Source organism: Variovorax sp. Root411 (assembly GCF_001425205.1).
GTDB lineage: Bacteria > Pseudomonadota > Gammaproteobacteria > Burkholderiales > Burkholderiaceae_C > Variovorax.
Map to the genome: position 1 here is coordinate 464,848 of NZ_LMDW01000016.1, position 21,989 is coordinate 486,836.

Genomic DNA, 21,989 nt, shown 5'->3' on the forward strand with positions numbered 1-21,989 from the left:
GGTACCCGGCCGGGGCCGCCCGGCGGGCGTGTTACAGCATGCTTTCCGCTTCGGGTCGGGTGCCGGCCGGCGCCTGTGCCCGGCTCGGAACCACCAGTTGCACACACAGACCGCGGGGCACGATGTTCGCCAGCGTCAGTTCGCCGCCAATGGCGTCGGCCCGCGAGCGCATGCTGCGCAGGCCCTTGCCCATGGAGCCGGAAGAGGTGCTGCGAGAAGCTCCCAGGCCGCGGCCGTCGTCGTGCACCTCCAGCACCAGCCCCAGCGTGTGGGCCTGGACGCCCAAGCGCAGTTCGACGCGGCTCGCACGCGCGTGCCGCAGCGCATTGGACAGCGCTTCCTGCGCCACCCGGCAGATCTGCATCGCGGTCTCGGGCGGCACCGAGCGGGTTTGCGTCTCGGTGGCGATGTTCCATACCAGCGCGATGCCGAGACGGTCGAACGCAGGCTGCAGCCGGTAGCGCAGATGGGCCAGCCGCTCCACGACGGTGGCGGAGGTCTGGTCATCGAGGTCGTCCACCGTCATCTGGAGTTCGAGCAGGCAGGTCTGCAGGGCCATCGACAGGCTGCCGGGCCCGGTGGCCCGGGGGTCCTGGCTGGCGAGCAACGCCACCAGCCGCGAGCCGACCCCGTCGTGCAGGTCGTGGGCGATGCGCCGCCGCTCGGTCATCACCTCCTGCGAGGGCCCGTGGCTTTCCGCGTGGTGCCGGGAAACGAGCCAGATGCTCACGACCGTGGCAAGCACCCCCAGGTTCAGCGCCTGCATTGCCCAAAATGTGAATGGCATGTCGTTCCCCAGCAAGTTGGCGGCCGATGCGGCCCGGATCACCTGCGCGGTCACCGGTGTCAGGTGCAGCGCCCCCGCCATGCCAGCCCACATCAGCAACCGCCTGCGCGAAATGCGCAAGCGCAGCCACATCAACAGCACGCCCCACGAGCCGATCGACAGCCACACGAACTGGTCTTCCAGAAAGTGCGGGAGGTGAAGGACCTGCGGCGCGAGCATGGCATGGCCTACAGGAGCCCCCGGTGGGAGGCAAAGCTCACGGCCTGCGCGCGGGTATGAGCGTGCAGCTTGCGGTAGATGTTTTTCACATGCGCATTCACCGTCTGGGCGCTGATGGTGAGCTGCAGCGCGATCTCTTCGGTTACGTAGCCCGTCGCTACAAGTCGTAACACTTCGCGCTCGCGCGTGGATAACGTCGCCTTGCTTTCCGGTGGGCGCACGGGGTTCACGTTGGAACGCTTGTGATCGAGGTGCACGAGCAGCCGCCGCGCCAGCCGAGGGGTGATGGCGGCCCCGCCATTCACCACCTGCAGCACGGCCTGGGCATAGCTCTGGAACCACGCGTTCTTGACCAGGTAGCCGGAGGCGCCGAGCTCGAAGGCGTGCAGCACCTGGGGTTCATCCTCGAGTGCCGAGATGACGATGATCTCCGCCGCACTGCGATGCCGCTTGGCCTCTTCGATGAGTTCGAATCCACTCCCGTCGCCCAGGCGGATGTCGACCATCAGCACGTCGAATTCATGCTGCATCAGCAATCGTCGTCCTTCACGCAGTGTGCCGGCCTGCCCCTCGAGCTGGATGCGCAGGTCGCCCAGCAATTCCTGGGCGATGACGCGACGCACGAAGGGGTCGTCATCCACCAGCAGGACGCGCACCGGTTTGGTGTGCTGCCCTGTAAGGAAATCGGGCCATGGGAGCGTGTCGGCGGACGGCGCGAGCAGCCCGCCAAACTGACCGGAGTTGGCATATTGCCTAGCCCCGTTCCCTGTATCCGTCAATGAAATGTCGAGATCGCTTTCCATTCCAGCCCCTTTGTGACAATTAATGCACTTTGTTCGTGTCGAAAAGTTAATCCATTTCTACTCAGATTTCGGGTTTCGGTTTTTTTGATTACTTTGGTTGCATCTTGTTTCCATTGATTTTCAATGTCAACTGAAAGTTGTAATTTCCATGCTGACGTCGTGTGAACGGGCGCCTTCCGATGCCAGCCGAGAAGGAGCAAACCACTACTTTTGTCATAGCCTTCCTCTACCCAGCATCAGGCATTTTTCGCTGGCTTCCCGACCCAGAAACTGCACCCCGGTCATGGCGAAAGCACTTAAACCAAGCCGCTGACCGATAGCCAGCGACCGGATCGTCCGGTCATCAGGTCCGTTTCAACATTTTTTCGAGGAAGCATCATGAAGAAGACTCTCATCGCGATCGCAGTGGTCCTGGTTGGAAGCGTTGCCTCGGCAACCAGCACCACGGCGCTTGCGGCGACCAGCACGACGACTGGCTCTTCCAGTTCTGCAGGCTCGGTGGCGGCCAGTTCCGGCACCGGAAGCGCATTCAGCTACAACGCGGCCAATTCCAGCTCATCGGCCACTGCCAATGCGGCGGGCGGCGCGGTCAGCTTCCCGGGCCTGCGCATCGGTGGCGCGACGGCGAGCGGCTCGGCAACCACGCAGGGCCAGGTAACCAGCGTGGCAGCGACAACCGGCAACGGCCTCGCAGCAGGCGGCGCCAATGCGTCGGCCAATGCGGGCGCGGCCTCCAACGCCAACTACAGCGCGGGCGGCCCGAATCACGTCAGCGGCAGTGCAGGCGGGGCAGCCACCTCCTCCACCAACAACACGGCCGCGACGGCCGCAGGCCCTGGCGGCGGCCTTGCCATCGTGACGCGGACCTCCGGCACGACCTCGGGCTACAGCGCCTCCTCCGGCGCCATCAATGGCTTCGTCAACGGCACGACCACCTCGGCAACGGCGGGTTCGACCGGCGGCTCCTTCGGAGTGACCAACGTCAGCTTCGGCAATGCCGGCGGCTTCAGCAACGGTGGCGGCACCGGCGGCCTGGCTGGCTCCGGCGCAACGGCATCGGCTCCCTGAGCCCCGCACATCGGTTGCTGCACTCGGAAACGGGGAGAGGCACCCCCTCTCCCCGGTCCTCAAAAGGAGTTGAAAAATGAAGAGACTGCTTTTTCTGGCTTTGATGACGATGTCCGCGGCGGCCACCGCCCAACAGACCAACAGCAACAGCGGGGCATCCAGCACGGCCACGACATCGGCCCAGGGCAACAGCCAGTCGGTGACGTTCTCGAGTCCCGCAAGCGTGAACACCCAGTCGACGCTGACCAGCAACCAGAACGTCAACAACACTGGCGCGACGACGAACACCGTCGACTACCGCGGCAGCTACACGATCAAGAACGTACCGTCGGTCAATGGCCCGAACCTGACGACGAGCAACGACACCTGCATGGGCAGCTCGAGCGCCAGCGCGAACGGCCCCGGCGTCGGGCTCAGTTTCGGCACCACCTGGACGGACGAGCACTGCAAGCGCCTCAAGATGAGCCGCGAACTCTGGAACAAGGGCATGAAGGCCGCGTCGCTCGCCATGGACTGCATGGACCCGGCGGCCATGGCGGCGCTGGAAATGACCGGCACGAAGTGCCCGCAGTCGATGACCGCGGACGAGCGCGTGACCGCCTACGGTCCGCAGGCGTCCGCAAGCGGTGCAGCCCCGGCACCGCCGCGCCCAGTGGCTGCGGCTGCGCCCGTGGCACCCGCCGCGCAGCAGGCGGCCAAGGCCCAGGACGAGCCTCCGGCCGCCGTGGCGATGCCCGTCGCCAGCGGCAGCATCGCGGTGACGCCGATCGATCTGCCCGACGTGGCGGCCATTCGTAGTGCAGGCCTCGTGGGCGAACCGGTCGGCGACATCACGGCCGCTGCGCAGTCGGCGGTGGTCCCGCAATGACCGCGCGGAGCCTCAAATGACCAGAACCGTACTTCTCTGGCTGGCGGCTTGCTGCGCGGCGGCCGCCGCATCCGCTGCGCAGCCCGTGCTGCGCGTCGAGCGGGTGAACATGGGCAGCGGCTTGCAGAACGCACGGGGCACCGACACGGCGGAACCGGTCGGCTCCCTGGGCGTGTGGCATGTGCCGCAGTACCTGCCGGGCTACCCGACGGCGGCGACGATCTGGCCACGCGTGGTGGTCATCCAGTGCACCAACGACCTGTGCGCAGGCTACGAGGTCACACCCGAACTGGGCCGCGGCGAATACCTTTTCTTCGTGCCGGCGAACAAGTAGGCAGCGCAGGCCCGCACGTCCCCGGCGGTCAGGGCGCGCGCTGCCTTACCCTTCGCGGATGACCTCATTCGCCCGCGCCCTGCGCGCCTTGCTCCGCGCCATCGGCATCGTGCTCATCGTTCCCGTGCTGCTCTTCGAGGAGTGGGGCTGGGAGCCACTGGCTGCGCTCGCCGCGCGGCTGTCCCGCCTGCCCTTCTGGGCCGCGCTCGAAGAACGGCTGCGCCGGCTGCCGCCCTGGGGTGCGCTGCTGGCTTTTTTCGTGCCGGTTGTGCTGCTGCTGCCGGTAAAGGTGCTGGCGCTCTTTCTCTTCAGCCGCGGCCATGCGGCCAGCGCCCTCACCGTGCTCGTGCTGGCCAAGCTGGTGGGCACGGCCATCGTCGCGCGGATCTTCCAGCTGGTCGAAGGGCCGCTGATGCGCATTCCGTGGTTCGCCCGCTGGTATCCGCGATGGAAGGCATGGAAAGACCAGGTGCTCACCCTCGTTCGCCAGAGCCGGCCCTGGCGCGTGGTGCGGGCGCTGAACAGGCGCATCTCGCGCGGCTGGCGGCGATTGAGAGAAGGCTGAGTCGTTCATTTTACCCGGGTATATTGCGAATCTAATTTAACCCGGGTAATATATGGAGCATGAACCTTTCTCCAGAAAACCGGCGCGCGCTCTCCCGCCAATACAAGGAAACCGCGCGCCCAGCCGGCGTCTTCGTCATCCGCAACGGGTTGAACGGCCGGGTCTACATGGCCGGCAGCCTCGACGTCGAAGGCGCCATGAACCGTGCCCGCTTCGAGTTGAACATGCGCTCGCACCGCAACAAGGCGCTCGGGCAGGACTGGATCGCTCACGGCGCCGATCGGTTCACCTTCGAGGTGATCGACCGGGTCAAGGAAAGCGAAGACCCGGCCTTCGACCGCGCGGCGGAACTCGAGAAACTCCTCGCGCTCTGGCGCGAAGAGCTCCAGTGCGACGGCGACAAGGGCTACAACTCGCCATGACCGCCGATGCACTGGGCTTGTGCCTCGCCATCAGCCGGGCCCATGCCAGCCTGAACCTGAAGCTCCGGGAAGACCTGGGCGCCTTCCACGGGCTGGACTACGAAGACTTCACCCTGCTCCATCAATTGCTGCGCGCCGAAGGCGGCCGAATGCCGACGGCCGACCTTTCGCGCGCGCTGGGGTTGCCGATGTCGGCGCTGCTTCGCAAAATGGTCTCGCTTGAAAAAACGGGACTGGCCGAACGCACGGCCGGCGCCGAAGACAACCGCCGCCACGCAGCCATCCGCCCCGGCGGCCGAAAACTGATGCAAGCTGCGGTCACGACCGTCGAAGCGATCTGCGCCGATGCGGTGAAATCGCTGGCCCCTGAAAGCCTGCCGCAAGTCAACGCCGCGCTTCTTGCGCTTTGCCTCGACGACACATCAAACGCCTGAACCGTTCAACAGGTAGATTACGCACCTCGTTTCGAACGGACCGGAAGAAAGAACAATGCCCTCCGACACGCCACCCATCAACCTGATCGTTTTCGCCGGTTTCAAGCGCATTGCCCAGGGAAGCACCGCCGACGTGCTCGCGCAGTTGCGCGAGCGCAAGGACGACACGCCCTACCTCGTGTTCGACGAGCAGACCGGCGAGCCGCTCGACTTCGACGTGCACAACCGGGCCGGCCTCGTGCCGCACGCCGCCGGTGCAGAGGCCCATGAAGACGCGCCCCGCGGCGTGGGCCGCCCGAAGCTGGGCGTGGTCGCGCGCGAAGTCACCCTGCTTCCGCGCCACTGGGACTGGCTCAACCGCCAGCCCGGCGGCGCATCGGTCGCGCTGCGGCGCCTGGTGCAGGAGGCGAGCCGCGTCAGCGCCGACCGCGACGCCGTGCGCGCTTCGCGCGAGGCCACCTACCGCTTCATGACCGCGATTGCCGGCGCCCTGCCCGGCTTCGAGGAAGCCACGCGCGCGCTGTTCGCCGGCGAGCGCAATCGCTTCGAAGGACTCATCGACGCCTGGCCCGTGGACCTGCGCTCCCATCTTCAAAAATTATCAGCCGCCGGCTGGAGCACCCCCGCATGAGAGCAACCCCCGAGACTTCCGCGACCGGCCGCAGCGGCCTTCAGGGCGTGCCCGTGGCGCCAGTGGGCGCAACGCGTCCGCTGTGGAAGGTCTTTCTTTTCTTCCTCGCGCCGATGCTGCTTAGCAACATCCTGCAATCGCTCTCGGGCACGCTCAACAATGTCTACGTGGGGCAGATGCTCGGCGTGGGCGCGCTGGCGGCCGTGTCGAGCTTCTTCCCGGTGATGTTCTTCTTCATCGCCTTCATCATCGGCCTGGGCGCCGGCGCCTCGGTGCTCATCGGCCAGGCCTGGGGCGCGCGCGACGTGGACAAGGCCAAGGCCGTGGCCGGCACCACGCTCACGGTGGGCGTGCTGATGGGCCTGGTGATCGCGGTGTTTGGCGGCGCTTTCACCACGCCGATGCTGGCCGCGCTGGGCACGCCGCCCGACGTGCTGACCGACTCCACGCGCTATGCCCGCATCATGCTGATCGCGATGCCGGGCGTGTTCGTGTTCCTGCTCGCCACGGCCATGCTGCGCGGCGTGGGCGACACCGTCACCCCGCTGCTCACGCTGGTGATCTCGACGCTGATCGGGCTGGTGGTCACGCCCGCGCTCATCCGCGGCTGGGGCGGCCTGCCGCAGCTTGGCGTGGCGAGCGGTGCGTGGGCCTCGGTACTGTCTTTCGCGGTGGCGACCACTTGGCTCGGCTTCCGGCTGCACCGCCGCAAGAGCCCGCTCGCACCCGATGCGGCGTTCGTGCGCAACCTGCGCATCCAGCCGCACCTGCTGAAGGCTGTGCTGAAGATCGGCGTACCAACGGGCGTGCAGATGATCGTGGTCGCTTTGGCCGAGGTGGTGCTGCTGTCAATGGTCAACAGCTACGGCTCGAGCGCCACCGCGGCCTACGGCGCGGTGAACCAGGTGGTGGCGTACGTGCAGTTCCCGGCCATCTCGATCGCCATCGCGGCATCGATCCTCGGCGCGCAGGCCATCGGCGCGGGCCGTGCTGACCGGCTCGGCGCCATCGCCAAGACGGCGCTGCTGATGAACCTCGTGCTGACCGGTGGCCTTGTGCTGCTGGGCTACCTGTTCTCGCGCCACCTGATGGCTTTCTTCATCACCAGCGCGCCGGTGCTCGAGATCGCGCAGACGCTGCTGCACATCATGCTGTGGAGCCTGGTGATCTTCGGCATGGCCGCGGCGCTGTCGGGGATCATGCGCGCCAGCGGCTCGGTGCTGGTGCCCACGCTGATCTCGATCCTCTGCATCCTCGGCGTGGAAGTTCCGGTGGCCTGGCTCATGAGCCACCGCATCGGCCTGAACGGCATCTGGATCGCCTACCCGGTGACCTTCGGCGCGATGCTGCTGCTGCAGACCGCGTACTACCAGCTGGTGTGGAGCAAGAAGGGAATCCGTCGGCTGGTGTAGCCGCTGACGCGGCGGCAGCCGATCACTCCCCGTCGAAGGCCTTCTTCACGGTGGCGATGTCGAGCTTGACCATCTTCATCATCGCCTGCATTGCGCGGGCCGCCTTGGCCGGATCCTTGTCCTGGAACATGCGGATCATCGGCATGGGCGCCACCTGCCAGGACACGCCGTAGCGATCGGTGAGCCAGCCGCACTGCACCGGCTGGCCGCCGCCTTCGAGCAGCTTCTCCCAGTAGTTGTCGACCTCGGCCTGGGTCTCGCACTTCACGAGCATCGAGATGGCCGGGGTGAACTTGTACTCCGGCCCCCCGTTGAGCACCATGAACTCCTGCCCTTCTAGTTCGAAGGTTGCGGTGAGCACCGAGCCCTTCTTCGCGGGGTTGACGTCGCCCCAGAGCAGCTTGTCGGTCACGCGCGAGTTCGGAAAAATCGCAGTGTAGAAATTCAGCGCGTCTTCGCCGTTGCCGTCGAACCAGAGGCAGGGAACGATCTTTTGCATGAGGTTTCCTTCGCTTGAATGATGAACCGGAGGGTTCAGTATCAAATCGGCAGCAGGCCCTTGTCAACCCGTGCGTTCCTGTCAGCGGGAAGTTCCCATCGAAGCTCATGCACTCGCGCCGAACGCCTGCCGCCAGCGGTAGGCCTCGGCCGCGTTGACCGCGCCCCGCGGCGCCCTGCCCTGGAAAATCTCCGCCAGCTGCGACACGGTTTCCATCGCCTGGTGCTCCACGGCCGGTGGCGTGAGCCCGCCGATGTGCGGCGTGGCGATCACGCGCGGGTGCGCCGCCACGCGCAGCGACGGCATCTGGTCGGGCGCTCGGCCCACGTCCAGCGCGCAGCCCGCGATGACTCCTGCCTCGAGCGCGGCGAGCAGCGCGTCTTCATCCACGAGATCGCCACGCGAGGCATTGATGAAGAAGGCATGCGGCTGCATCGCCGCGAAGGCCGTGGCATTCATCATGTTCTCGGTCGCCACGGTGGCGGCCGCGAGGCAGGCCACGAAGTCGGCTTGCGCCAGCAGCGCTTCGAGCGTCATCTGTGCGAACTCGGCCCGACCGGTCGCGGTGTGCGGGTCGTGCACGACGATGCGCATGCCCAGTGCCAGCGCGATGTCGCACAGGTAGCGGCCGATCTGCCCGTAGCCGATCACCCCCAACGTGCTGCCGCGCAATTCGCGACCCATTGCCGATGCCATGGGCCGGCCTGCGTGGTAGCCCTCGGACGACACGCTGATGCACCGCGCCAGGTTGATCATCGCGCCCACGATCCACTCCGACACCGCGGGGACGAACCCCGCGCTCGCCTGCGTCACCAGCACGCCATGCCGGCTGGCCGACGCCACGTCGATGTTGCGGATGTCAATGGCGCAGCGCACGAATGCTTTCAACTGCGGCAGCGCGGCGAACAGCGCCTCGTCGCCCACCGTCTGGCGGTAGGAAACGATGGCGTCGCAGTCGTGCGCCAGTTCGGCCAGGTCGGCCGACGAAAGATCAGTGTCCGTGGGGTTGAAGCGCACCTGCGCGATGGTCTCCAAGGCGGCAGAGGCCCGGTCGCCGAAATAGTGCGCGAGCTTGCTGGGCGGATGGCTGACGAAAACCGTGGTCATGAGAAGCACCTGTCCGGCCGACGACTATCCGCGCAGCGGCGCCGCGACCGAATCGCGTGCCACCAGGGTGGGCGCAAAGACAAACTCCTGCGCCGGCATCGACGGGTCCGACAGCCGGTTCATCGCCCGCTCCACCATCACCTGCGCCATCTCGGGCACGGGCACGCGCACCGAAGTCATGGCTGGATACATCAGCGTCGACAAGAACACGTTGTCGATGCCGATGACCGACACGTCCTGCGGCACGGCAAGCCCGGCATCGCGAAAACCCGCCATCAGGCCGAAGGCGAGCAGGTCGTTCACGCCGATCACGCCGGTCGGGCACTGCTTCGACTTCGCCATCAGCACCGCCTGCGTGCGGCCCAGTTCGCTCATCATCGAATCGCCGTACTCGTCGACCGGCAGGCCTTCGATCACCTGGGCGCTGCCTTCGAGACCCGCACTGCGGACGGCAGCGAGAAAGCCGTCGACCTTTTCGCTGCGGCTCATGGTGCGCCCCGAGGGCGTGACGAACGCCAGCCGCACATGCCCCTGCTCGATCAGGTGCTGGGTGGCAAGGCGCGAAGTCTCGAAGTTGTCGACGGTCACGTGGTCGATCACCGAGGCCATGCCCGGCGTGGCGCGCCGGTCGTAGCTGACCACCACCAGCCCGCCCTCGGCGGCGGCCTCGACGTGCTGCTCGTCGAGCAGCGACGAGATGAGGATCACGCCGCGCACGCCATGCGCCATCAGGTCCTCGAAGAAATGCGCTTCCTTCGCGGCGTCGCGGTAGGTGTTGCCGATCATGATCCGGAAGCCGTAGCGCTCCTGCGCCAGCGTTTCGACTTCGCGCGCGATGAAGCCGTACATCGGGTTGGCCATCGATGGCACCAGCAGGCCGATGAGCGGCGTGTGCCCGGTCTTGAGCTGCCGCGCGGAGGTGTTGGGCCGGTACTTCAGATCGCGGATGGCGGCCTCGACGCGCGCCAGCGTTTCCTTGGCCATGCGATCGCTGCGTCCGTTGAGCACGTTCGATACGGTGCTGTTCGAAACGCTCGCCCGCCGGGCTACGTCGCTGATTCTGCTCATGGCATCTCTCCCCTTCTGTCTTATGTTTTTCGAGTCGCTCCCGCCCCGCGTGCATTGGCGGCCATGCGGAACACGCCGGCACTTTCGCCAACGCACAACGAAGGTAACGGACTTCGTCGAGTCCCGCCTCGGTACCCGCCCTAGCTATTTCTCCGTCACCGGCCCGACAGCAGGCGCCGCACCGATCATCAGCCAGGCACTCACCGCGCTCAGCAGCATCACCCAGCGAAAGCCCGCCACGAAGGATTCGGCCACGGCCTGTTTGAGAGCCGCCGCCGTGGCCGCATCCACGCCCGGCGGCAGCGCCGCGCCGGCCAGCTTGTCGCGCTCGCCTTCGAGAAAGGCCGACACCTGGGCCGACGCGCCCATGCCGCGCAGGTGTTCCGCCAGCGCCGCGTCGAAGGCCCAGGCCATGATTGCGCCGAACACCGCGATCGCCAGCACCGCCGCCGCGCGCGAGACAGCGTTGTTCACGCCCGAGGCCACGCCCGCAAGGTCCGGCCCGACCGCATTCATGACGGTGGTGGTCAACGGCGCCACCGTCACCGTCATGCCGAAGCCAAGCACCACCACGGCCGGCAGGAAGCCGCTCCAGTAGCTCGCACCGACGCCCGGCACGGCAAAGAGCGCAAAGCCGACCGCCGCAATCGAAGGCCCGATGACCAGCGGCAAGCGCGGCCCGAAGCGGTCGACCAGCTGCCCGGCCCAGCGCGAGAGTGCGAACATGGTGAAGATGAAAGGCAGCAGCGCCGCGCCCGCCACGGTCGCCGAATAGCCCTGCACCTGGATCAGGTTGAGCGGGAAGAAGTACAGCCCGCCGCCCAGCGCCGCATAGAGCAGCAAGGTCAGCAGGTTCGCGCCGCTGAAGTTGCCGATGCGCAGCAAGGCCAGCGGCAGCATCGGCGTGCGCACCTTGCGCTCGGCAGCGATGAAGCCCGCGCTGCCCAGCACGCCGAGCGCCAGCGCCCCGAGAACGAGCGGCGAACCCCAGCCTTGCGTGGGCGCCTCGATGAAGGCATAGACGACGCCGCCAAGCCCGGCCGTCGCCAGCAGCGCGCCCCAGAAGTCCAGCCTGCCGGTGGCCGATGCGCCGCGACTCTCGGGTACGTGGCGCCACACGATCCACAGCACCAGCAGCGCCATCGGTACGTTGATGAAAAAGGCCCAGGTCCACGAGAAGTGATCGACCAGGAAGCCGCCCAGCACCGGCCCCACCGCCGCCGTGATGCCGCTGAAGCCCGACCATGTGCCGATGGCCTTGCCGCGCTCCTTCTCGGGAAACGACGCGCTGATGAGCGCCAGGCTGCCCGGCACCAGCAGCGCGCCGCCGATACCCTGCACCGCGCGCGCGGCAATGAGCTGCTGCACGGTGGCCGCGAGCCCGCAGGCCACCGACGAGAGCGCGAAGATGCCGACGCCGATCGCGAAGATGCGCCGCCTGCCATAGCGATCGCCCAGCGCGCCGCCCACGAGCAGCAGCGCCGCCAGCAGCAAGGCATACGACTCGACCACCCATTGCGCCTGGAACGCCGTGGCATGCAGATCGGCCTGGATGGCCGGCAGCGCCACGTTGACCACCGTGCCGTCAATGAAGGCCATGCTCGACCCCACGACGGCCGCGGCCAATACCCAGGGCTTGGAAGCCTCGGGACAGGTCCCCTCTTCCGCCCGCGCGCCATGCAGGATCAACGTGTCGTCGCAGGGAGCCTTGCCGATCTGTGCCATGGGATCTCCGTTTTCTGGCTCCTTCCCCCTCTGGGGGAAGGTTGGGATGGGGGCTGCGGCTTCCAACGATACGCCATGCCTGGTTCAGCGCCGTCGTGCCCCCACCCCTGTCCTCCCCCAGCGGGGGGAGGGAGAAAGAATCAGGTCGCGCAGGCGGTTGCCGACGGATTCGCACGCGCCGCATTCACGCTGCGCGCCATCGCGACGGCCGCCGCCGACGCCACGCGCTGCGCCCCGTGCGCCACCGCGTCCATCCCGGTGCCCACGGCCTCGCCGAGGTCCAGCTGGCACACCACCGTGCGCGCCTCGTCCGAGCGCCGCAGCGTCCAGCCGAAGCTGGCATCGACACGCCCGCCGTCGACCGCGTCGAACTGCCGCAGCTGCACCGCGATGCGCCACACCGGCAGCGCGCCCTGCCGCCCGCCCTTGGTCACGTCGAGCGCGCCTAGCCGCGCGGCGACGCCGCTGGCCAGCGCATCGCGCAACTCGTTCTCGAACGACGAGGCCCAGCGGTGCTGCTCCAGCACCTCGACCTGCACGCTGCCGTTGGGCTTGCGCACCACCATCTGCGGCCGTGCGAAGCGCTCGGGCACGGCCACGGGCGCGAGCTCGATGTAGAGCGGCGCGGCGCTGCCGAGCGTCGAAGGCGCAGCCTCGGCGGCAGCCACCGGGCTGGCCAGCGTGTAGTAGTTGTCGGGTTTGCTGGCGCAGCCCGCGAGCAGGGCCGCCAGCGCGAGGAAGGCAAGGTTCTTCTTCTTCATTTCTTGTCGTCCGGTTTGCCGCGCAGCAGCGACTCGGGATGGCGTTCGAGGTAGTCGGTCAGCACGCGCACCGAGCCCGCGGCGCGCGTCAGCTCCTGCAGCGTCTGGCGCATGTCCTGCTGCAGCGGCGAGTCGTCGGCCAGCGTGCGTTCGGCCGAGTTCACGGTCTTGCGCACGTCCTTCATGGCCGCGGCCAGCTCGGGCGTGACGTCGTTGTTGATGCGGTTCACCGTCTGCTCGGTGGTTGTCAGCGTCTTGTTGAGCGCCGCGAGCGTGGTGCGCAGGTCGCCCGCGATCTGCTCGTACGGCACCTTGTTGAGCTTGGTCGCGATTTCCTGCACCTGCGACTGGATCTCGTCGAGGCTGTTGGCCACGGTGGGCAGCTCGACCGGGTTCTTCGTCAGGTCGATCTTGACCGGCGGCGCCTTCGGAAAGAAGTCGAGCGCCACGTAGACCTGCCCGGTCAGCAGGTTGCCGTTGCGCAACTGCGCGCGCAGGCCCTTCTCGGCCAGGAAGCGCAGCCGCTCCTGCTGGGTGGCGCGCGATTCGATGCCGCTTTCGCCGGCGCGGCGGCGCAGGCGGTCGGGGTAGACCTGCACCAGCACCGGCATGCGGAACTCACGCTCGGCGCGGTCGAACTCGACGCCGATCGACTTGACCTCACCGATCACCACGCCGCGGAAATCCACCGGCGCGCCCGGCGTCAGGCCGCGCAGCGACTGGTTGAAATACATCAGCAGCGGTTGCGAAGGCCCGTCGGGCTCCTTCATGGCGGCGGCTTCGTCCTGCGCCAGTGCGAAGGCGGCATTCTCCTTGGCGACCGGGCCCATCGCGTCGTCGGGCGCCTGGAAGGCGATGCCGCCGAGCAGGATGGTCGCCAGCGACTGCGTGCGCAGCGTGAAGCCGCTGGCGCTCAGTTGCGCATCGATGCCGCTGGCCTGCCAGAAGCGCGTGTTCATGCCCACGAACTTGTCGTAAGGCGAGTTGACGAAGACGCGCATGGTCACCCCGCGTCCGTCGCCATCGAGTTCGTAGGCGGCCACCTGCCCGACCTTGACGCGCCGGAAGTACACCGGCGAGCCCACGTCGAGCGAGCCCACGTCGTTGGCGCGCAGCAGGAATTGCTTGCCCGAGTCGTCGCGCGTGACGATGGGCGGGGTTTCGAGCCCGGTGAACTCGCCGGCGGTGTCTTCCGACACGCCCGCGTCGGCGCCGATGTAAGCGCCCGACAGCAAGGTGTTGAGCCCCGAGATGCCGGAGGTGTCGAGCCGGGGCCGCACCACCCAGAAGCGAGAGTCCGCGGCGGTGAAGCCCTTGGCATCCTTGTTGAACTGCACCAGGACGCGCACGTGCGAGCGGTCACGCGCCAGCCGCAGGTGGGTGACGAGGCCGATCTGCACGTCCTTGTACTTCACGGCGGTCTTGCCGGCCTCCAGGCCCTCTGCCGTCTTGAAGGTCAGCACCACCTCGGGCCCGCGCTCCAGCAGGATGCGGGCGACCAGCGTGATGCCGACCAGCGCAGCCACGATGGGAATCAGCCAGATCAGCGAGGGCAGCCATTCGCGCCGGCGCACCACGCGCGGCTTGGGCAATGCGGGCGGGGGTGCCGGTTTGTCCTGGGGTTGGTCTTCTTCACTCATGCTGGTTTCTCGTCTCTGATTTCATGTCCCTGTGCAGCCTCGCTGTCCCACGTGAGCTTCGGGTCGAAGCTCAGCGAGGCCAGCATGGTCAGCACCACCACCGACCCGAAGGCCGCGATGCCCACGCCCGCGGTGATGACCGCGAAACCCTGGATCTGCACCAGCCCGGTCAGCAGCGACACCACGAACACGTCGAGCATCGACCAGCGGCCGATGACCTCGATGATGTGATACAGCTTCGCCCGCTCGCGCCGGCGCCATGTGCTGCCGCGCTGCGCCAGCACCACGAGCAGGAAAAGCACCGCCAGCTTGAACAGCGGCACCAGGAAGCTCGCGATGAAAACGATGGCCGCGAGGCCGTAGGCGCCCGACACCCAGAAATAGATCACCCCGCTCAGGATGGTGTCGTTCTGCGTGCCGAACAGCGTGCGCGTGATCATCACCGGCAGCAGGTTGGCCGGGATGTACATCATGCACGCCGCGATCAGCAGGGCCCAGGTGCGGTTCAGGCTCTGCGGCTTGCGCGTGTGCAGGCGCGTGCCGCAGCGGCCGCAGGCCTCGCCCTCCTCGGCGTTCTTCCAGACGGCGGCGCAGTGCGGGCAGGCCAGGAGGCCGAGCGAGGCGGCGGTGGGGACGTGCGCGTCTTCGTCGTGGAGGTCGTGCGCATCGTCGGCCTCGTGGGGTTCGCGCGGCCACGGGAAGGCGAACAGCTTCATGATGCCGGCGCCCCTTCATCGTGCGCCTCGCCCTTCGGGCGGAACGTCATTTCCCAGAACGCGCCGGGGTTGAACGACAGCACCACCGTCAGCATGACCGTGAGCGCCATGAAGGCCCACAGCGCCGCGCCCGGCACGACTGACGCCATGCTGGAGAGCTTGACGATGGCCACCAGCACGCCGAGCAGGAACACTTCGATCATTCCCCAGGGCCGCAGCGACTGCATCAGCCGCACCAGCAGCGCGAAGCCCAGGGGCCGGCGCTCGCGGCTCAGCGGAACCAGCAGGTACGCGAGGATGCACAGCTGCAGGAAGGGAAAAAGAATGGTCGTGGCCAGTACCAGCAGCGCCACCACCGACATGCCCTCGGCGCCCAGCGCCACCACCGCGCCGGCCAGCGTGGTCTGGCTGCGCAGGCCCTGCAGCTCGATCTCGACGATGGGAAACAGGTTCGCGATGGCGAACATGATCAGACAGGCCACCGTCAGCGGAAGGATGCGGCGCTCCTGCCGGCCGGGGTGCCGGTCGAGCTCGGTGCCGCAGCGCGGACAGTGCGCCACGTCGCGCGGCTGCAACGGCGCGCGGCTGTAGACCGCATCGCAACCCGGGCAGACCACGGTGTCAGGTACTTCCGTCATAGGTGAGTACCCTAACTCATTCAGCCGCCGGGGCCCGGGATTGAAACCATTTAAAGCCCTCGCCGGGCCCTACGTCTTGAGGCGCAGGGTACTGAAAACCGCCGCCACCGCGGCACAGCTGGCCGCCAGCACCAGCGCCACCACCGGGCCATGCCCACCGTGCGGGCTCCAGACGCTGAAGACGCCAGCCAGCACCACCGCCCCCAACGTCTGCCCGGTCAGCCGGGCCGTGCCCAGCATGCCGCTGGCCGCGCCGCTGCGGTGCGCGGGCGGCGAGGTCACGATGGTGTGGTTGTTGGGCGACTGGAACAGTCCGAAGCCCAGCCCGCACAGCGCCATGCGCCAGGCGATGTCGGCATCGCCCGGGTGCGCAGGCAGCGCCGCCAGCAGCGCCAGGCCGCTGGCCAGGAGGCCCAGCCCGATGCCGCCCAGCAGCCCGTCGGGGTAGCGGCCGATCAGGCGCCCGGCGATGGGCGCCATCACCACGATGGCCAGCGGCCATGCGGTGATCAGCAGCCCCGCCTCGATGTGGCTGCGCCCGTACACGTCCAGCAGCAGGAATGGCAGCGCGATGTAGGCCAGCATCTGCGCGCAGAACGCGGCCACCGAAGTGCCCATCGACAGCGCGAACACCGGAATACGCAGCAGGTCGATGGGGAACAGCGGTACCGCCTGCCTGCGCTGGCGCTGCAGGTAGATGAAGCCGACCACCACCCCGGCCAGCAGGATGCCCCAGGCCGAGGCCTGCGAACCGCCAGCGCCCTGCACCGCCCCTTCGCGCACGCCGAGCCGGTCCACGCCGAGGAACACGAGCGAGAACATCAGCACGTTGAGCGCCACGTCGACTGGCGAAAACCGCAGCCCCGCTGCCGGCGCCACGCGATTGAACGGCAGTGCCCGCATGCCCAGCGCAAAAGTGACGATGCCCAGCGGCACGTTGATGGCGAAGAGCCAGGGCCACGAGGCCACCGACAAGATGGCCGCGGCCACCGAAGGCCCGGCCACGGAAGACGTCGCGACCACCAGCGAATTGATCGCCATGCCCTTGCCCAGCTGCGCCGACGGATACGTCAGCCTCACCAGCGCCGCGTTCACGCTCATGATGCCGGCGGCGCCGAGCCCCTGGAAGGCGCGCGCCGCGATCAGCGTCCCGAGCGAATCGGCAAACGTTGCGGCCAGCGACGACAGCGTGAACACCGCCATGCCCACCAGATACACGCGCCGGTAGCCGACGAGATCGCCCAGCGAGGCCAGCGGCAGCAGCATCACCAGCGTGGCGATCTGGTACGCGTTGACCACCCAGATCGCCTGCGACGGGCTGGCCTGCAATTCGCGCGCGATGCCCGGCAGAGCCAGGTTGACGATGGTGCCGTCGAGCACCGCCACGATCAGCCCGAGGATGATGACCAGCATCGCCCAGCCGCGTTCCGGCATGGCCAGCCCGTCGACGGGCTTGTGGGCTGCGTTGCTGTTGTCGTTGTTGGTGTCTTCTTCGGCAGCCGGGAGCCCGGCGCCTGCGCGTACCGTGTTCATCAGGCCTGCTGCGTCCTTCGCGCGTGTCCGGAGCCCACGCCGCCCAGCGTGAGCCAGGTCAGCACCAGCGCGATGAGCGCGCCGCCGGCCATGCCGGCCACCATCGGCAGCGGACGGCCGTCGGTGAACAAGCCCACCACCGCCATCGCCAGTGCGCCCGTCAGCATCTGCAGCGTACCGAGCAGCGCCGAGGCGGTGCCCGCGATGGCGCCGTGCATCTCGAGCGCCAGCACGCCGGTGGTCGGGATCACCAGCCCCATGAAGCCCGAGGCGATGAAGTACAGCACGATGAGCACCCAGAGGCTGTCGCCGCCCATCGCGAAGTAGGCGAACATCGCGAGCATTGCAACGCCGCAGCACACCACGCCGAACTTGACGAGGGTGACCAGCCCGTAGCGCTCGCCCAGCGAGCCGGTGAATTGCGAGGCCCCGATGAAGGCCGCCGCGTTCACCCCGAAGGCCACGCTGTAGAGCGCGGGCGACAGGCCGTAGTGGTCGATCATCACGAACGACGAGTTCGCGAGGTAGGTGAAGAAGCCCGCCATCGCGAAGCTGCCGATGAACACCAGCCCGAGGTAATGCGTGTCTCGCAGCAGCAACCAGTAGGCCGACAGCGCGCTGCCCAGGCTGCTTTCGACGCGTTCCGAGGCGGGGCGCGTTTCATCGAGCAGCTTGACCATCATCGCGAGGCCCGCCACGGCCGCGATGGTCACGGCCCAGAACACGCCGCGCCAGCCCGCAACCGCGATCACCGCGCTGCCCGCGAGCGGCGCGAGGATCGGCGACACGCTGAACACCAGCATCAACAGCGACATGAGCCGCGCGGCGTCGGTGCCCGTGTGCAGGTCGCGCACCACGGCGCGCGGGATCGCCATGCCGGCCGCGGCGCCCAGGCCTTGGACGAAGCGCAGCACGATCAGCGTCTGGATGTCGGTCGCCATCGCGCAGCCCACGCTGGCGAGCGCGAACAGCAGCAGCCCTGCATACAGCGGCGGCTTGCGGCCCATCATGTCGGAGATCGGTCCGTACAACAGTTGCCCTGCGCCGAGCGACAGGAAGAAGGCGGTGAGGCTCATCTGCACCGCGCCGATGTCGGCGTGCAGGCTCTGTCCGATGGCAGGCAGCGCCGGCAGGTACATGTCGATGGCGAATGGCCCGATGGCCGAGAGCAGGCCCAGCAACAGGGCCATCTTGAAGAAGGGAGAAGAACGCATTGAACCGATTGTCGTCAAGCACGGCAATCGCTGCAGGCGTGGGGTCTGCGCCTCGCCCGAGCTAATTCTGGCCAAAGAATCGCGCAGCCGCGAACCAGTAAAACTTCGCCGAATGAACGGTTTCGGCTTACTTCCCAGCGGGCCAGAACACCAGCGCGCGCAGTTCGATGCTGCGGCGAGGCGGCCCCTCGCGCGAACCGGTCGGGTCTTCGAACGCGGTGTGCGCGGTAAAGCGCGCCACGCCGTCTTCGCGCGAGTCGTAGATCTTCAGCAGCAGCGCCTCGTCGGGCCGCAGGCGCGGAAACCAGTACCAGCGGTGGTTCGGGTTCCAGGTGAAGGAATAGATCTCGCCGACCTTGTCCGGATAGACGAGGTCGCTCGGCACCATGTCTTCCGTTGAAATGGAGCGCGCGTCGCACAGCGCAAGCGGCAGGCGCTCGACCGTGGCCAGCGGACGCCACAGGTTGACGATCGCGAACCGCTGCTTCAGGCGCTCCTCGGCCTCTTCGGGCGGCAGGTGGTCGCGCACGCGGCGGGGCGCGGAAACGAAAGTCTGGTCGTTGTGCACGCGGCGCACCGGCTCGCGCAGTTCGACCGTGCGGCGCGAGCCTTGCGCGCTGTCGCGCAGCGTGTGGTCGAACACGACGATCTTCTCGGCACCAGTGAGGTCGCGCAGCAAGGCCTCGGACTCGCGGTAGTAGATGTCGCGGATCGTTGCGTCGTGCGAGAAATCGGCGAGCGCGCTGCGATGCGAAATCTGCGTGAAGCCGCTGCGGTCCAGCGTCAGTTCGTTCAGCGCCACCAGCGGGCGGCCGTCGCGGATCGTCACGCGGCGCGGCTCCAGTTCGCCAGTCACCCAGGGCGTGCCCTGCGGCGGCTCGAAGGTATAGCTCACAGGCCGGCCCTGGCCCGCCTTCAGGTAGTTGAGCTCCGCTTCCACCGAAGGCAGCGTGGCTGCCAGCATCTGTCCGTTCGACCCAGCACTCATGCGATGCGACTCCTCGAAACGATTACTCGAACGGCCGCGAGCCTGGAATGGGAAGAAAGCACAGAAGAAGTGATGATGAAGCTTGCGGCCACGGATGATCGCCAAGGCTATACCTGCACCCCGCGAAGCAGAAGAATGCAAAGGGCATAACCTTGCTCGCCGAAGGTCGGTACCCCGCGGCGCTTGACGTTGCAGCGGGCTTCACTCCTCGCGCCGCACCCGCTACCCTATCGCCTTCCCGGACCGCCCCACAACAACTCACAGCATCCGCTTTCCAGGAAGGAGCAGCACCCTTATGGCCCTCGCCCGCACGATCCACGCAGACCTCCTGCGCGTTTTCGTTCTCACGCTCGTGTCGCTGTTCGCCATTCCGGCGGCGACGCTGGCCTTCACCGAATACGCGCTGCGTTCGCAGGACGCGGCCTTCCTGCAATCGATAGAGAAGCGCATCGCCGGCGATGCGCAGCTCTCGTCCAAGGACAAGGCCGAAGCCACCGATTTCTATCGCAGCCATCCGCTCTCCAAGGCCTGCGACGCCACCGCGCCGGAAGACAGGAACTTCCACGACAAGGTGTGCAGCCCCTACTCGATGCAGTGGCAGTTCCACTGGGCCGATCGCGCCGCCATCTGGACCATCGTGCTCGGCGCCGCGCTGCTCGCGGCGGCGCTGGTGTTGGGCGCACTGGCCTTCGCCAACCGCGGGCTGCGCTACGCCAGCTTCGTCGCGGGCTGGCGGCTGATGACGGTGTCGAGCGCGGTCGAGGTCGTGCTGCAGAGCGCGATGCTGGTGTGGCTGTCGTTCTGGCTCACGGCCTATTTCTGGCAGAGCTACTACGTCAAGCTGATCGCGTTGGCGGGCATCATGGCCGGGGCCGCTGTGTTCTACGCGATCTACACGCTGTTCAAGAAGCTGCCCTGGGGCAACGAGATCGAGGGCGAACTGATCGCGCAAGCGGACGCACCGCGCCTGTGGGAACGCATCCGCCAGCTGGCAGGCCGCGTGAAGACCGCGCCGCCCGACCAGATCGTGGCCGGCATCGACACCAATTTCTTCGTGACCGAGGCGCCGTGCGAAGTCAGGGGCCGCACCCTGCAGGGCCGCACGCTGTTCGTCAGCCTTCCGCTGCTGCGCGTGCTCGACCAGGCCGAGGCCGATGCGGTGCTCGCGCATGAGCTGGCGCACCTGGGCGGCGGCGACACCCGCAGCAGCGCGGCGCTCGGCCCCAAGCTGCTGCAGTTCGACCAGTACACCTGGAAGATGCGCAGCGGCGGCCTCACCATCGTGGCGCACTACCTGCTCCGGCTGTACCGCATGATCTTCGCGTTCGCCCTGGCGCGCGACAGCCGCGAGCGCGAATACAAGGCCGACCGCGTGGCCGCCGGCCTCACGGCACCGCATGCCATCGTGCAGTCGCTCATCAAGATCTCGGCCTACGCGAGCTACCGCAACGACGTCGAGCGCAAGCTGTTCGCGCAGAACCGCGAGCATGACGGCGCGCTGGGCATCGCCCACTTCGTGGCGGACGGCCTGCCGCCCTACGCCAGCTCCGATGCATTCATCGAGGCGATGAAGACCGCCGACGTGCCACACCCCTACGACAGCCACCCTCCGCTGCTGGAGCGCATGCGCAACGTCGGCCACCACGTGCCCGAGAGCGCCTACGGTGCCATCGTCGCGACCGCACCGCAAGCCTCGTGGGCCGACGACATCGAGACCGCCCCCGCCATCGAGCAACGCCTGTGGAGCGACTACGAGCAGCGCTTCGTGCAGAACCACGAGCTGAGCCTGGCCTACCGCTACGAGCCGGCCACCGATGAAGAGCGTGCCATCGTGCTGCGGCACTTTCCGCCGGTCGGCTTCGCGCTGAAGAACGGCGACCGCATCGACATCACCTATGCCGGCATGCACCCCAGCGCCGACGGCGGCTCGACGATCGCGTGGGACGAGGTCAAGGGCCTGACCTACAAGGACGGCAGCTTCGGCGACACGCTCATCGTCACCCACCACGACAAGGGCATGCTGGGCGCGCGCACCACCAAGGTGAAGCTCGCGGGCCTGGGCAAGCAAAAGGAAAACTTCAAGGCCGCCACCGGACACTACTGGCAGCGGCACCAGATCATGAGGGCGCAGCAGCAACGGCAGCCATGAGGCCCGGTGCCGCCAAGGGCAGCCGGCCTGTGCAATATTTCATGCGCCAGGCGGTTCGGAATGTCATCTGGACGTGACCCGGGCGCGTTTTGCAAGAGCGCCTGGAACGACGCATTCCTTCGATGTCTTTGCTTAGAAAGAACCCCATGAAGACCAAGCAGCTCATCCTCTCCAGCATCCTTGCATTCGCCGGCCTCGCCATGCTGGCGCCGAGCATTGCCTCGGCCGCGCCGTACCACCCGAAAAAGCACAAGGTGTGCAAGTGGGACGCACGTCATCACCACCGCGTTTGCCACTGGGTGCGTTGATTCTGTCGGTGTAGACCGCTCCAGGAAGCCCGCTGTTGCGGGCTTCTTTCATGGGCGTCCGGAACGCCGGATGCAGGTAGGGCACCTCCTTCATCAGCGA

General features: G+C 67.4%; 23 protein-coding genes. 10 read left to right on the forward strand and 13 right to left on the reverse strand.

Going from position 1 to position 21,989, the window contains the following annotated elements:
- Window positions 1–31 precede the first annotated feature (31 nt).
- Window positions 32–1,006: a sensor histidine kinase gene (locus ASC92_RS18790; protein WP_056518532.1), complete on the reverse strand. Its 975-nt coding sequence runs from the start codon at window positions 1,004–1,006 to the stop codon at window positions 32–34.
- Between the two features lie 8 nt (window positions 1,007–1,014).
- Entirely contained in the window at window positions 1,015–1,809 is a 795-nt protein-coding gene (locus tag ASC92_RS18795; protein ID WP_056518533.1) for a LuxR C-terminal-related transcriptional regulator, read from the reverse strand.
- 378 nt (window positions 1,810–2,187) lie between these two features.
- Here ASC92_RS18795 and ASC92_RS18800 point away from each other — a divergent pair, with 378 nt between their 5' ends.
- The 8 genes from ASC92_RS18800 to ASC92_RS18835 all read left to right on the forward strand — a co-directional run bounded on the left by ASC92_RS18800 (window position 2,188) and on the right by ASC92_RS18835 (window position 7,543).
- Window positions 2,188–2,877, forward strand: a complete 690-nt coding sequence (locus tag ASC92_RS18800; RefSeq protein ID WP_056518534.1) for a hypothetical protein — start codon at window positions 2,188–2,190, stop codon at window positions 2,875–2,877.
- Between the two features lie 76 nt (window positions 2,878–2,953).
- Window positions 2,954–3,745, forward strand: coding sequence for a hypothetical protein (locus ASC92_RS18805; RefSeq protein WP_056518535.1), 792 nt, complete (start codon window positions 2,954–2,956; stop codon window positions 3,743–3,745).
- A 16-nt stretch (window positions 3,746–3,761) separates the two neighbouring features.
- Window positions 3,762–4,079 (forward strand): hypothetical protein, encoded by a 318-nt coding sequence (locus tag ASC92_RS18810; protein ID WP_056518536.1) that lies wholly within the window; start codon window positions 3,762–3,764, stop codon window positions 4,077–4,079.
- Between the two features lie 58 nt (window positions 4,080–4,137).
- Entirely contained in the window at window positions 4,138–4,644 is a 507-nt protein-coding gene (locus ASC92_RS18815) for a hypothetical protein (protein WP_056518537.1), read from the forward strand.
- Between the two features lie 59 nt (window positions 4,645–4,703).
- Entirely contained in the window at window positions 4,704–5,066 is a 363-nt protein-coding gene (locus tag ASC92_RS18820; RefSeq protein WP_056518538.1) for a GIY-YIG nuclease family protein, read from the forward strand.
- Complete coding sequence (locus ASC92_RS18825; RefSeq protein ID WP_056518539.1) at window positions 5,063–5,500, forward strand: MarR family winged helix-turn-helix transcriptional regulator; 438 nt, start codon at window positions 5,063–5,065, stop codon at window positions 5,498–5,500. The genes ASC92_RS18820 and ASC92_RS18825 overlap by 4 nt, the downstream gene beginning before the upstream one ends.
- A 55-nt stretch (window positions 5,501–5,555) precedes the next feature.
- Window positions 5,556–6,131, forward strand: coding sequence for a DUF2239 family protein (locus tag ASC92_RS18830; protein WP_056518540.1), 576 nt, complete (start codon window positions 5,556–5,558; stop codon window positions 6,129–6,131).
- Window positions 6,128–7,543 carry an MATE family efflux transporter gene (locus tag ASC92_RS18835; RefSeq protein WP_056518541.1) on the forward strand — a complete coding sequence of 472 codons (1,416 nt, stop codon included), beginning with the start codon at window positions 6,128–6,130 and terminating at the stop codon, window positions 7,541–7,543. Before ASC92_RS18830 ends, ASC92_RS18835 begins: the two co-directional genes overlap by 4 nt.
- Before the next feature lie 22 nt (window positions 7,544–7,565).
- On the opposite strand, the gene ASC92_RS18840 is transcribed toward ASC92_RS18835, so the two are convergent.
- The 11 genes from ASC92_RS18840 to ASC92_RS18890 form a co-directional block, all read right to left on the reverse strand.
- Window positions 7,566–8,042 (reverse strand): VOC family protein, encoded by a 477-nt coding sequence (locus ASC92_RS18840; protein WP_056518542.1) that lies wholly within the window; start codon window positions 8,040–8,042, stop codon window positions 7,566–7,568.
- Between the two features lie 105 nt (window positions 8,043–8,147).
- On the reverse strand, window positions 8,148–9,149 hold the full coding sequence (locus tag ASC92_RS18845) for an NAD(P)-dependent oxidoreductase (RefSeq protein WP_056518543.1): 1,002 nt from the start codon (window positions 9,147–9,149) through the stop codon (window positions 8,148–8,150).
- Window positions 9,150–9,173: 24 nt separating this feature from the next.
- Window positions 9,174–10,217 carry a LacI family DNA-binding transcriptional regulator gene (locus tag ASC92_RS18850; protein ID WP_056518544.1) on the reverse strand — a complete coding sequence of 348 codons (1,044 nt, stop codon included), beginning with the start codon at window positions 10,215–10,217 and terminating at the stop codon, window positions 9,174–9,176.
- A 144-nt stretch (window positions 10,218–10,361) separates the two neighbouring features.
- Entirely contained in the window at window positions 10,362–11,942 is a 1,581-nt protein-coding gene (locus ASC92_RS18855; RefSeq protein ID WP_056518545.1) for an MFS transporter, read from the reverse strand.
- Between the two features lie 140 nt (window positions 11,943–12,082).
- Window positions 12,083–12,703: a membrane integrity-associated transporter subunit PqiC gene (locus ASC92_RS18860; RefSeq protein WP_056518546.1), complete on the reverse strand. Its 621-nt coding sequence runs from the start codon at window positions 12,701–12,703 to the stop codon at window positions 12,083–12,085.
- Window positions 12,700–14,343 (reverse strand): intermembrane transport protein PqiB, encoded by a 1,644-nt coding sequence (locus ASC92_RS18865; RefSeq protein WP_056518547.1) that lies wholly within the window; start codon window positions 14,341–14,343, stop codon window positions 12,700–12,702. Before ASC92_RS18865 ends, ASC92_RS18860 begins: the two co-directional genes overlap by 4 nt.
- Entirely contained in the window at window positions 14,340–15,059 is a 720-nt protein-coding gene (locus tag ASC92_RS18870; protein WP_235505890.1) for a paraquat-inducible protein A, read from the reverse strand. Before ASC92_RS18870 ends, ASC92_RS18865 begins: the two co-directional genes overlap by 4 nt.
- Complete coding sequence (locus ASC92_RS18875) at window positions 15,056–15,697, reverse strand: paraquat-inducible protein A (protein ID WP_056518548.1); 642 nt, start codon at window positions 15,695–15,697, stop codon at window positions 15,056–15,058. Before ASC92_RS18875 ends, ASC92_RS18870 begins: the two co-directional genes overlap by 4 nt.
- Window positions 15,698–15,766: 69 nt before the next feature.
- Window positions 15,767–17,230: an MFS transporter gene (locus tag ASC92_RS18880; RefSeq protein WP_082519638.1), complete on the reverse strand. Its 1,464-nt coding sequence runs from the start codon at window positions 17,228–17,230 to the stop codon at window positions 15,767–15,769.
- Complete coding sequence (locus ASC92_RS18885) at window positions 17,230–18,444, reverse strand: multidrug effflux MFS transporter (protein ID WP_056518549.1); 1,215 nt, start codon at window positions 18,442–18,444, stop codon at window positions 17,230–17,232. Before ASC92_RS18885 ends, ASC92_RS18880 begins: the two co-directional genes overlap by 1 nt.
- Before the next feature lie 127 nt (window positions 18,445–18,571).
- Window positions 18,572–19,432 carry a CmcJ/NvfI family oxidoreductase gene (locus ASC92_RS18890; protein ID WP_056518551.1) on the reverse strand — a complete coding sequence of 287 codons (861 nt, stop codon included), beginning with the start codon at window positions 19,430–19,432 and terminating at the stop codon, window positions 18,572–18,574.
- 295 nt (window positions 19,433–19,727) lie between these two features.
- On the opposite strand from ASC92_RS18890, the gene ASC92_RS18895 reads away from it, so the two are divergent.
- Both ASC92_RS18895 and ASC92_RS29110 read left to right on the forward strand, forming a co-directional pair.
- Window positions 19,728–21,581, forward strand: a complete 1,854-nt coding sequence (locus ASC92_RS18895; protein ID WP_056518552.1) for a M48 family metallopeptidase — start codon at window positions 19,728–19,730, stop codon at window positions 21,579–21,581.
- 146 nt (window positions 21,582–21,727) lie between these two features.
- Window positions 21,728–21,889 carry an HHHH-motif protein gene (locus ASC92_RS29110; protein WP_165403270.1) on the forward strand — a complete coding sequence of 54 codons (162 nt, stop codon included), beginning with the start codon at window positions 21,728–21,730 and terminating at the stop codon, window positions 21,887–21,889.
- Window positions 21,890–21,989 lie beyond the last annotated feature (100 nt).